The sequence below is a fragment of the Pontibacter mucosus genome (genome assembly GCF_003054055.1).
Taxonomy (GTDB): Bacteria; Bacteroidota; Bacteroidia; order Cytophagales; family Hymenobacteraceae; genus Pontibacter; species Pontibacter mucosus.
Genome location: NZ_QBKI01000002.1, coordinates 22,118 through 33,648, shown reverse-complemented (window position 1 = coordinate 33,648; position 11,531 = coordinate 22,118). Strand labels below are relative to the sequence as shown.

At 52.2% G+C, this 11,531-nt stretch carries 12 protein-coding genes; 7 read left to right on the top strand and 5 right to left on the bottom strand.

Annotated elements, in window-relative coordinates; translation table 11 throughout:
* Positions 1-5: 5 nt before the first annotated feature.
* Positions 6-176 carry a hypothetical protein gene (locus C8N40_RS22580; protein WP_170114013.1) on the top strand — a complete coding sequence of 57 codons (171 nt, stop codon included), beginning with the start codon at positions 6-8 and terminating at the stop codon, positions 174-176.
* Between the two features lie 84 nt (positions 177-260).
* Here C8N40_RS22580 and C8N40_RS03805 read toward each other — a convergent pair whose 3' ends face one another.
* From C8N40_RS03805 to C8N40_RS03780, 5 genes are all read right to left on the bottom strand, one after another.
* Positions 261-1,001 carry a YqjF family protein gene (locus tag C8N40_RS03805; protein ID WP_108210477.1) on the bottom strand — a complete coding sequence of 247 codons (741 nt, stop codon included), beginning with the start codon at positions 999-1,001 and terminating at the stop codon, positions 261-263.
* 157 nt (positions 1,002-1,158) lie between these two features.
* A complete protein-coding gene (locus tag C8N40_RS03800) occupies positions 1,159-1,773 on the bottom strand; it encodes a carboxymuconolactone decarboxylase family protein (RefSeq protein ID WP_108210476.1) in 615 nt (204 codons plus the stop codon).
* A gap of 327 nt (positions 1,774-2,100) precedes the next feature.
* Positions 2,101-2,346, bottom strand: a complete 246-nt coding sequence (locus C8N40_RS03790) for a DUF7683 domain-containing protein (protein ID WP_108210474.1) — start codon at positions 2,344-2,346, stop codon at positions 2,101-2,103.
* Positions 2,347-2,651: 305 nt separating this feature from the next.
* Positions 2,652-3,683, bottom strand: a complete 1,032-nt coding sequence (locus C8N40_RS03785) for a DUF6340 family protein (RefSeq protein WP_281259491.1) — start codon at positions 3,681-3,683, stop codon at positions 2,652-2,654.
* Positions 3,684-3,789: 106 nt separating this feature from the next.
* Complete coding sequence (locus C8N40_RS03780; protein WP_108210472.1) at positions 3,790-4,323, bottom strand: D-glycero-alpha-D-manno-heptose-1,7-bisphosphate 7-phosphatase; 534 nt, start codon at positions 4,321-4,323, stop codon at positions 3,790-3,792.
* Between the two features lie 56 nt (positions 4,324-4,379).
* Between C8N40_RS03780 and hemG the strand changes: the two genes are divergently transcribed.
* From hemG to C8N40_RS03750, 6 genes are all read left to right on the top strand, one after another.
* Positions 4,380-5,792 (top strand): protoporphyrinogen oxidase, encoded by a 1,413-nt coding sequence (gene hemG / locus C8N40_RS03775; protein ID WP_245904982.1) that lies wholly within the window; start codon positions 4,380-4,382, stop codon positions 5,790-5,792.
* A gap of 18 nt (positions 5,793-5,810) precedes the next feature.
* Positions 5,811-6,545: a polyprenol monophosphomannose synthase gene (locus tag C8N40_RS03770; protein ID WP_108210471.1), complete on the top strand. Its 735-nt coding sequence runs from the start codon at positions 5,811-5,813 to the stop codon at positions 6,543-6,545.
* Positions 6,546-6,898: 353 nt separating this feature from the next.
* Positions 6,899-8,005 carry a 3-deoxy-7-phosphoheptulonate synthase gene (locus C8N40_RS03765; protein WP_108210470.1) on the top strand — a complete coding sequence of 369 codons (1,107 nt, stop codon included), beginning with the start codon at positions 6,899-6,901 and terminating at the stop codon, positions 8,003-8,005.
* A 225-nt stretch (positions 8,006-8,230) separates the two neighbouring features.
* Positions 8,231-9,097 (top strand): prephenate dehydratase domain-containing protein, encoded by an 867-nt coding sequence (locus tag C8N40_RS03760; protein WP_108210469.1) that lies wholly within the window; start codon positions 8,231-8,233, stop codon positions 9,095-9,097.
* 4 nt (positions 9,098-9,101) lie between these two features.
* Positions 9,102-10,283, top strand: a complete 1,182-nt coding sequence (locus C8N40_RS03755; RefSeq protein ID WP_108210468.1) for a pyridoxal phosphate-dependent aminotransferase — start codon at positions 9,102-9,104, stop codon at positions 10,281-10,283.
* Between the two features lie 3 nt (positions 10,284-10,286).
* Entirely contained in the window at positions 10,287-11,402 is a 1,116-nt protein-coding gene (locus C8N40_RS03750) for a chorismate mutase (RefSeq protein ID WP_108210467.1), read from the top strand.
* Positions 11,403-11,531: the final 129 nt, after the last annotated feature.

Genomic DNA, 11,531 nt, shown 5'->3' with positions numbered 1-11,531 from the left:
ATATCATGAAGAAAGTTATTCTATTAGGTAGCTTGTGCCTGGCAATGGGCATGGCCTCTTGCAAAACGTACTGCCCGGCTTACAACTACGCCACTGTAGAAACTCCTGCACTGGAAAAGGCGCCTGTGGTAACAGCCTCTGCCGAGGAAGTGGCTACAGACAAAGCCAGCATCTAACTCCCCCTACTCGCGATAAACTAGACCATACATACAAAAACCGGCCTTTGTGCCGGTTTTTTTGTTTTAGTTACCTTATACTTATCAAACAGCTATCACTTTTCCCCCAAGGCGCTTATTGATGCATTTCTTATTCTCAACGGTAATTTCAGATCCTTCTGCCAGCATTACGGATGCCGGCTCCTGGGCGTTTAAGAAGCTAAAGTGGCTGCCGTATACTTCTCCAAAATCAACGGCTAACTCATAGTCCAGAACATCGTAAACAGCCCATCTTGGGTGCGTTACTTCGTATTCATTTGTCTTTGTTTCGCTAACCTTGGCGTAGCCCCAGTAGTGCTCTGTGATGAACTCTGTTTCGCTTCCGGCCTCTATCTCTGTTGCTTTGCTGCTAGCCCTAACACTAAAGGTTTGCCACTTCGAGTTCTTTCTCCAGCTATACTCTACCAACCTTTCGTTTTCTGCTTCCTCCCACCGGTGCCTCATGGGCAGCGTCTCGTAGTTCTCGTTGTAGATAGTATTGGCCACCAAGGTTAAAGCAGGTTTCGGCACAATTTCCTTAACGAACACGACTCCCCTTTTCCACTCGCCCTGCTCCAGGCGCTTTACATAAAACCGCAGGTTCACTTCCTCAAAATTCACATGGAAGGGAATTCTGCAGTTCAGCAAACGAGTATTCACAAACATAAAGCCCACCAGACTCACATAACACTTGCCGTTCCACAGGTCTAGTTCGGTGCCATATGGAAGATATTGGGCTAAGAGCGAAGAATCCACTTCATAGTTTGCAATCGCTAATTTTCGCCACTCTGCTTTTAGGAAGCTCATAATCTAGTTGGTAGAAGTAACGTTTTGCAGCTACCCGAAGGTGGCGATTTCAAAGCACTTCACTGTCAATCGAGCTCAAACTTTGATAGAAGCACAAAGGTTGATTTGACCAATGACCCGCCACTTTTGAGTAGGTGCTGTTGGGTGTAGTCTTATCTCAAGAGATATTTTTCATATGTTCCATTGCACCAGAATCCGAATTTCTTTTCATCAGTTTAAGTATAAATTTCTTTAAAAAGTTGGGGGGCATTTTATAGCCTTTCGACATTCTTCGACCCATTTCAGGATATTCTTCTTTTGTTGCCGGTATAGTTCCCAATCCATCAACATATCTGTTAAACATACAAAATGCTGCTGCTATCAAAACTGTGTCGTGTATTTCTTCATCTATTGCACCATTTAATTTAGCGACCTCAATATCCTCGCTAGTTACAAGTTTTCCGCTTTTTTGAACTTTCCCTGCAATTTTTAAAAGTTGCTTCAATTTTTCTGAAATGTTAGCTGTTTCAATGTTCTCTATTATACAGCTTACAGTTTTTCCATTGTCTCCTAAGTGTGCATTTGCAGCAGCAGAATGAGACAGATGACAAAATTCGCATTCATTCAAATAAGAGACATATGAAGCTATCAATTCTCTTTCACCTGAGCTAAGAGGTGACTTCTCAATCAAAAGTGCATTTGCCAAGTTGGACAAAGCATTGCCGGTGTTGTTCTTATAGAAAAGAAGTTCTACAATACCAGGTTGTTTAATTCCAGTATTAATATATGTCATATTGATTCTATTTAGATTGTCATTTGTTCAGATTACACCCAACGTTGCTCGTGCATAATGTGGGTGAGGCGTAGGCGAACCTAAATTATGCACCTTGTTGCCAGAAGTTATTCTTACTTATTTCTCAACCTTTTGATAAACTGTCGAACAATGAGAACATCAAGGGCAAGCAAAATAGCTACAAAATAGCCCCAGAAGAAAAAGTCTGCTGTTCCCATCTTCTTAAACTGCGGTCTAACTATTTTCTCATACAGCAACCCAAAGTAGGCTATGAAAATCAATAAGCTACACAGCAAGAAAACAATACTTGATATTGTTTTCATTGTGCTACTCAAAGTCTTGGTAACAACATAGATAGTAGGAGTATTTATTCTCCTTGAAGCTAAAACCTAAGCTTTCAAAGTACTCTTTCAAGCTTCCCGTAATCTCATAGCAATCATACAAAGCAGGGTCACTTTCTTCAGGTTGGATGATTTTCTTAACTTCTTCCAAGTCTAAGTCAGATAATAGAATTTCATCTACCAGCCTTTCTGTTTTATTATCAAAAACATCTATCTGCCTGATTATTTTCATACTTAGCAATTACTGGCAACTATAGTGTATAAGGAGTCATTCCGGTTATTGGCCCTTTGGTTGGAGTGTTTAGAGCTTGCTTTTCACACCTTCCTCATTCATTAGTAAGTATAGCTAAAATATCCGTATTCCCTTATACTTCCCCAGCCGCTTTCCCAAGTATAAACTGCGCCGCTTCCCATAGGTCGGCCAGTTGCCAAACATGAACACCGAATTTATACTTGCCATCTGTGAATCGCCTCAAGGTAAGGCCGGCTATACTTGATTAATGCATTTCCGTCACCAAGCCTCCTCTTCTGTTGGCTCTACTCCAAACTTCTCCTATGTAGCAGTACTTTCGTGTAGTCTCTCCCTAACTTGTTGCCATACACCTCGTACGACTTTTTAGCCCACTCCAGGGCTAGGTCTGTGTTGCCCAGCACTTCGTGCGCCACGGCAATGTTGAGGCAGGCCTTCCCGGCGTTTTTGCGGCTTGCCTGGGCAAGTATGGCGCTCCAGCCATCCATAGCGCCTTGCCAATTGGCGACTTCGGAGCTCCTGAACGCCGCCTTGAATGCCTGTTTGCTGGATCCTTTTCCTTTTTTGTAGAGGTCTCTCTTAACAGTATAATGCCCCGGCAGAAAACGCTCGATGTAGTTGCGTCCGGCCTCGTAAGCGGTGTTGTGGAGGGCTTCGGGTGGAGGGATCGTTAAATTGCTGCCCCCTACTCCGTTAAAGGTCAGGAAGCTTTTTGCCTGATGCTGGTCGATGATGGTTTTGGAGACTGGGTCATACAACCGCCAGAAAGCGAGCACATTTACCCTGATCTGATTTGGGACAGCATGTATAGGGGCATTGTTACCCAGCGCCGCCGTCACGCGGTTGGCAACTGTTGACAGCAACACATCGGAGTTAGAGTCGAAAGTCTCAAGCACGAGTAGGGCGTCTGCGTTGCTGGCATCACAGATATTTCTTACCAGTTCCCAATCAAGCAGTTCAGGCGTCTCGCGCGTGCCTGTGCCGTAGAGCCTGGTTTGCGGGGGAATTACAGCCTGTATGTCCCTGTACCCATTAATCCTATCGAAAACGCCTTTCAGACTCTCGTCGGAGGCCAGCCGGTCAGAACCGGAGATCTCTCCTGTTACAATGGCCTCCAGCACCTGCCCCTGCTTCTCCTCCGGCCTTGTGAGCGACCTGTTCACGAGCGCAATCGTTTTTACGCCTTCCGGCAGGTATACTTGCGGCGGTAGCGGATAATCTAAATTAACATAGCCATGTTTGCTGCACCCGCTGAAGACAAGGCCCAATAACAAAAGGCAAACAGGCAAACGCTTAAGAAATCGACAAAAGTATAGCATGCGTTAAATATATAGAATATTTAATCAACACACCGCTTCCGTCTCTGTAAGTGTCTTTTGTCAAGGCTGATCCCGGTAACTAAATCAAAATAAGTATAACTTATACTTAGCTATCACCCTCAGCCGACTTCCCAAGTATAAACTGCGCCGCTTCCCATAGGTCGGCCAACTGCCATACGTGCGCGCCGGGCTTATACTTGTTGCCCACCAGGATTCCCTTCACGCCTACCTTTTCGGCTGCTTCCAAATCTCGCAGCGAATCGCCTACCATCCAGCTCTTTTCAACATCAATATTATACTTGGCGATGGCTTTTTCCAGCATCAGACTGTCGGGTTTGCGGGAGAGGGAGGCGGAATAATTCGGGTGGCCGGGAGCCATGTAATGCGCATCTATCAGGGAGTCGCAGGCGCCTTGCAGCTTTTGGTGGCAGGCCAGCACGTCTTCCTTTTTGTACAATCCCTTGGCCACGCCGCCCTGGTTTGTAACCACTATCAGCAGGTAGCCGTTCTTCTTCAACAGCCTCAAAGCCTCGGGCACCCCGGGAAGCACCTCAAAATCGTCCAGGGCATAGGTATAATCGCCCCGTTCGCGGTTCAGCACACCGTCACGGTCCAGGAAAACGCACTTTTGCTGCTGCATGCGGCATTGGTTTAGGAGTGAAGTGCTAAATTACACAATTAAACGTTTAAGGGAGTATGAGCCGGGCCAAACAACCGGCAAGAACAGGTATCGGAAGTATAAACAGACAGGAGGAATGGCAGATGAGGGTAGCGGTTATCGGGGCGGGGATTTCGGGATTGGCGCTGGCTTACTACCTGCAAAAGCTGGGCATACCCTATGACCTGTTTGAGGCGGGCAGCCGGGTGGGCGGCAATATCCGCTCCGTGAGAACCGATGATTACCTGCTGGAACTAGGCCCTAACGCCATAAGCCCCTCTGCCGAGATAAGTGAGCTGCTGCGGGAACTGAAGCTGGAAGATGAGGTGCTGCCGGCAACGGTTGGCAGCCACCAGCAGTTTGTGCTCCGCGACGGCGCGTACAGGCAATTGCCGTACTCCCCCTTGTGCCTGCTCTCCAACACCTGCTTCTCCTGGAAAACACGCTACCGCATACTTCAGGAAAGGTACATCCCACCGGAAAACAACCGCTACGAAACCGTTTCAGCGTTTTTTGAGCGCCGCTTTGGGGCTGGCGTGCTGGATTATGCCGTCAACCCGCTTGTATCGGGGCTCTACGCAGGCAACCCTGATAAACTGCTCGTCCAGAAAGTATTCCCGCAGCTGAAGGAAATGGAGCTGGAGCACGGCTCAGTGCTGAAAGGCCTGTTCCAACACCAGCAGTTATCAGAACAGCTTAGCCCGTTCTCTTTTGTAGAGGGGATGCAAACCCTGCCCGAAGCCATTGCCGACAAGCTTATCTCGCTGCACACCGAGCACCGCGTGGCCATGATTACCCGCCATGAGGGCAAGTATATCGTCAGCTGCTCCTCCCCCACCGATACAGACACGGCGGAGTATGACTTGCTGGTGCTCTCCCTGCCAGCCCCCAACGCCGCCGAGCTGCTGCACTATACTTTCCCGGGCATGGCCGCTGCCCTGCAGAACATCCACTACCCGCCGCTTGCGGTGGTGCACTCGGTATACAACAGCCGCGACATTGGCTTACCCCCGGATGGATTTGGGGCAATGCACCCGGTGGCGGAGGATACCTTCTCCGTCAGGTCTATCTGGAACAGCTCCCTGTTCAGTGGCCGCTGCCGCCCCCACGAGGTGCTGTTCACCACCTTTGTAGGAGGAGCGCAGGCAGAGCACCTGGCCCTCACCGAGCGGGACACGCTGCTGCAGCAGGTGCATCAGGAGCTGAAAGAACTCCACGGCATCACCGCCGGCAATCCCATCTTTCAGTACGCGCACCTGTGGCACCACTCTATCCCGCAGTTCGATTTGCATATCGAGGACGCCCACGAGATGGCGCAGACGCTGGAGGAGGAAGGCTTGTTTATCGCTGCCAACTGGTACTCCGGGGTGTCCGTGCCGGATTGCATCCGGGGTGCCAAAGAGCTCTCCTGCAAAATTAATTCCACCTTACGCCATGCCCACAATAGCTGATTAGCTATATTTGCCGGCATGAAAGACGCGTTGGTGATCATCCCAACCTACAATGAGCGGGAGAACGTGGAGGCGATGGTGCGCAAGGTGATGTCGCTGCCCCATCCCTTTGAGCTATTAATCATTGATGATGGCTCTCCGGACGGTACTGCCGATATCGTGCGCCACCTGCAACTGGAGTTCCCCGGCCGCCTGCACCTCGAAACCCGCCAGGGCAAACTTGGTCTGGGCACTGCCTACATCCACGGCTTTAAGTATGCGCTGCGCCACGGCTACGAGTACATCTTTGAAATGGACTGCGACTTCTCGCACAACCCAGACGACCTACTGCGCCTGTATGATGCCTGCTCCAACGAGGGCTACGATGTAGCCATTGGCAGCCGCTACGTGCAGGGCGTAAACGTGGTAAACTGGCCCATGAGCCGGGTGCTGATGTCGTGGTTTGCCAGCTGGTATGTGCGCTTAGTGACGGGCATGCCTATCCATGACACGACGGCCGGTTTTAAGTGCTACCGCCGCAAGGTACTGGAAACCATTCCGTTGGATGAGATACGCTTTATAGGCTATGCTTTCCAGATCGAGATGAAGTTCCTTTCCTATAAGTATGGCTTCAAGATAAAGGAGGTGCCTATCATTTTCACGGACCGCACCAAGGGTACTTCCAAGATGACGAAAGGGATTTTCAAGGAGGCTGTGCTGGGTGTAATCAGGATGAAGCTCAGCAGCTACTTCCGCCACTTCGACCGCTATTAAGGTTTATACTTTGAGGATTTATACTTTGTAAACGCCTCATAAACAATTACAACCAAGCCTACTAAGCAGAGTCACCAAAAATATTTCTGCCAAAAAAATTGCTTATTGGGCATTTATACTTTATACTTGCCACAAATACAGACAAAGACATGCTTCAACTAATGACTTGCATTAATGCGATTTCCTTTAAGGTGCCTCAGACGGGGCTTCCGAGGTAAATGTATTGTGCGCTGTAAAAAGTTGTAAGATATAAACCACCAAGGGAGCCCCGCATATTGCGGGGCTTTTTTGTTTTAACCATATCTCAAACTTTAACTAAACCAAAAAACCAAATTATTTAACATGCCAAAACCATGAGAGCAAGTAGAACACCGATCAATGTAGCACAACAAGGCAGCTTCCGACATGCAGACGGCAGCCTGGTGCTGATTGCCGGACCATGCAGTGCCGAGAGCGAGGAACAGTTACTCAAAACAGCCCAGCAGCTGAAGTCCATTCAGGGCATCAGCGTACTAAGGGCGGGTATCTGGAAATCACGCACACGCCCTAATTCGTTCAAGGGTGTCGGTACGGTGGGACTACAGTGGCTCGACATGGTGAAAAAAGAGACCGGCCTGCGCACCGCTTGCGAAGTGGCCAACGCCCAGCACGCCGAGGAGGCCATGAAGTATGGCGTAGACATCCTCAGCATCAGCGGCCGCGCTACGGTTAACCCTTTCGCCATGGAAGAGATTGCTGCTGTCCTGAAAGGAACCAACATGCCGGTGCTGGTAAACAACCCTGTATACCCGGACATGGGCCTCTGGCTGGGCGCCCTGGAGCGCCTGAACCAGGCCGGCATCACCGACCTTGGCCTGGTAAACCGTGGCTTTGCCGCCGATGAGCAGTACCCCTACCGCAACCACCCGCGCTGGGACTACATGCTGCAGCTAAAGGACATGCACCCTGAGCTGCCCATACTTTGCGATGCGGCCCACATTGCCGGACGCCGTAGCCTGCTTTACCCTGTTAGCCAGAAGGCCGTTGACCTGGGTGTGGATGGCCTGTTGTTCGAGTCGCACATGAACCCGGCAGCGGCGCTCAGCAGCCCGCAACAACAATTGATGCCGCAGGAACTGGAGCTGCTCATCAACGCCATCAGGACCAAGGTGAAGCTGGAGGGCACTAACCACCTGGTGGAGCAGCTCGATGACCTGAGCCAGCAGATGGATAGTATGGACAAGGCCCTGGTAGAGCTGTTGCTGCGCCGCCGTGAGGTATCGCAGAAAATCAGCCTGCACCAGATGGGCGATGTGCAGGAAGGCCCGCAGGCAAGCGGTTGGCAGAAAGAGCTGGATGCCTGGCTGCGGCGGGATGACTATACCGGGAAGGACAGCAGCTTTGTAAAGTCGCTGATGGATGCGCTGCAGCAGCACCGCATCAGCCCTCAAAGCGGTATAGGCTCCACAGCGGTAGCATAAAAAATAAAATTTTTGTAGGATTTATAAACTGCAGCCACTACTTTAGCCGCAGAGATTGTAACAAGAACCATGTCGCACAACACTTTTTACTTTAGCTTTTACTTTTTTGGTACTCCGCCGGGGCTCCACAGGTAATGCTATTGTGTTTGCGAAATGAACCAAGTATAAACCAGAGAAGCCCCGCCAACAGCGGGGCTTTTTCTTTTTTACCCCAACCATCTAACCATGAAAAAGTCCAGAGTTGCCATACAGGGTGGCCCCGCCTCCTTCCACGATGCAGCCGCACGGCAGCTGCTCCCCGGCATGCCCCTAGAAGTAGCGCACTGCGATACTTTTAGCAGCCTTTGCGTTGCTTTGCAGCAGGGGGAGACAGATGCAGCGGTAATGGCCATCGAGAATACGCTGGCCGGGAGCCTGTTGCTCAACTATAGTCTGCTGCAGGAGCACCGCCTGCACATTACGGCAGAACTCTGGCTATCCATCGACCAAAACCTGATGGCACTGCCCGGCCAACGTATAGCCGACATCCGCACGGTGTCCTCGCACCCGGTGGCACTGGCGCAGTGCAAAGGCTTTTTGCAGCGGCACCCGCACCTGCAGCCCCAGGTAACCCACGACACGGCCGACAGCGCCAAGGCCATACAGGAGCAAGGCTTAATGGCCACGGCAGCCATTGCCGGCAAGGCTGCTGCTGAACTGTACGGCCTGGAGATACTTGCCGAAAACATCGCGGATTCCCTGCAGAACCACACGCGCTTTCTGCTGCTGCAGCGCGAGCAGCCCGAGGTGCCCGCTGATGCAGACAAGGCCATTGTGGTGTTCCGGAAGCCGCTCCATACTTCTACCCTCACCCTGCTTCTGAGCCTGCTGCAAAAGCACCAGGTAGAGCTGACGCTCCTGCAAACCCTGCCTGCCGGAGAAGGGAGAGCCCAGCTGGTGGCAGAGGTGGAAGCACCCCATGTATCGCATCTACAACAAGCTATTGCGCAAGTAAGGCCACTGGTAGAGGACCTGCAGGTGCTGGGGATACTTAAGCAGGCAGCACGCCCACAAACAAGCACCGTCACCAAAGAAACCGCAGCCATACTTTAAGACCATGATCATACCTAAGGCAGACAGATTACAGCACGTGCAGGAGTACTACTTCTCGCGAAAACTGGCGGAGGTGCGGGCGCTGCAGGCACAGGGCAAGCACATCATTAACCTCGGCATCGGTAGCCCCGACATGGCTCCCTCTGCCGAAACAGTACAGGCGCTGGCGCAGTCGGCGCAGCAGGCGGGCAGCCACGGTTACCAGCCATACAATGGCACAGCAAAGCTACGGCAAGCGGTACAGGCCTGGTATCAGCGCCAATACCAGGTAGAGCTGCAGGAGCAGGAAGTGCTGCCACTGGCCGGATCGAAAGAGGGCATTTTCCATATCTCCATGGCTTTCCTTAATCCCAGCGACAAGGTGCTGGTACCTAACCCGGGCTACCCGGCCTACGCGGCCGCCGCGCGCCTGGCAGGGGCAGAAGTCCTTACTTATACTTTGGAAGAGGAAAGCGGCTGGCTGCCACAGCGCGAAGAGCTGGAGCAGTTGGTGGCCAAGAAAGACGTGAAGCTCATGTGGATCAATTATCCGCACATGCCCACCGGTACTGCAGCCACCATGCACACTTTGGAGTGGCTCGTGGAATTCTCCCAAAAGCATGGCCTGCTCCTCATCAACGACAACCCCTATAGCCTGGTGCTGCACGAGCAAGAGCCGCTAAGCCTGCTAAGTATAGCCGGGGCAAAGGCAAACTGCCTGGAGCTGAACTCGCTGAGCAAATCGCATAACATGGCGGGCTGGCGCGTGGGCATGGTGCTGGGGCAACCGGAGTACCTGGCCGCCATACTTGCCGTGAAAAGCAACCTTGACTCGGGGCAGCTGCTGCCGGTGCAGGAAGCCGCCGTGGCAGCCCTGCAGAACAGCCACAGCTGGCACGCCGAGCGCAACAGCGCCTACGCCAAAAGGCAACAACTGGCGCACCTCCTGCTCCAACAGCTGGGTTGCACGTATCAGCCACACCAAGTGGGCATGTTTGTGTGGGCCCTCGTGCCGGAGGAAGTAAGCGACGTGGAAGCCTACCTCAACGAATTGCTGTACGAACAGGGCATTTTCCTGACGCCCGGCAAGATCTTCGGCAGCCAGGGCGAGCGTTACCTGCGGGTCTCCCTCTGCTGCCCCGAAAGCCAGCTTCAGGAAGCCATTAACAGAGTAAAATCATCTAAGGAAACATTAACACAACTATAAATCATGAGTACCACATCTAACCTAAACACAGTAGCAAAGACAAAAATCCTGAACGGCGGTCCGCTGCCAACCGTAATTGCCGGCCCCTGCAGCGCAGAGTCGGAAGAGCAGATGCTGCAGACGGCACGGGAGCTGAAGAAAGACCACCGCGTTTCCATTTTCAGGGCAGGTATCTGGAAGCCCCGCACCCGTCCGGGTATGTTCGAGGGCGTAGGCACCGTAGGATTGGAGTGGCTGCAGACCGTGAAGCAGGAAACAGGCCTGCTAACTACTGTGGAGGTTGCTAACACGCAGCATGTAGAGGAAGCCCTGAAGTATGGCGTGGACATCCTGTGGGTAGGCGCCCGCACCACGGTTAACCCTTTCTCGGTGCAGGAAATCGCTGATGCGCTGCGTGGCACAGACATCCCGGTGATGGTGAAAAACCCCGTGAACCCGGACATTCAGCTTTGGTTGGGCGCGCTGGAGCGCCTCAACCAGGCAGGCATCACCGACCTGGCGCTTATCCACCGCGGCTTCTCTACGCCAAGCAACAAGCCATACCGCAACCACCCCAAGTGGCAAACCATCCAGGAAATCCGCTCGCTGGCCCCTGGCATTCCGCTGCTCTGCGACCCTAGCCACATTGCCGGACGCCGCGACTTGCTGGAGACTGTTAGCCAGCAGGCACTGCGCCTAGGTGCGGATGGCCTCATGATCGAGACGCACATTAACCCGGATGTAGCACTCAGCGATGCCTCGCAGCAGGTAACGCCAAGTGGCCTGGACAAACTGCTGACTGTGCTGGACCTGGAAAGCGAGCGCGTGGCGCAGCCCGAGCAGCTGCAGGACCTGCGTTCCCTCATCGATAAACTGGACCACGAACTGCTGAACGTGCTATTCCTGCGCGCCGATGTATCGAAGCGCATCGGGGAGTATAAGCGCGCCAATGCACTGGATATTTACCAGTCGGGCCGCTGGCAGCAGCTGATCGAGAACAGGCTGAAGGCCGCTGGCGACATAGGCCTGGATGAAGAGTTCGTGCGTGCTATTTTCGACGCCATCCACGGCTTTTCGCTTGGGATTCAGAACGAAGTATTCGCCAACCCTGCAGTAACCACACGAGTTTCGCAGGAATAGCTAAACCTGCGGCTTTGCTGCCGACTGGCTGCCGGAACTATACTTTTGTCGAATTTTGCAGCGGGAGTAGGGCACGTTTTGTACTTTTGTGGTGTTGCAAAACAACATCCATTATCAAGAAAATAGCTC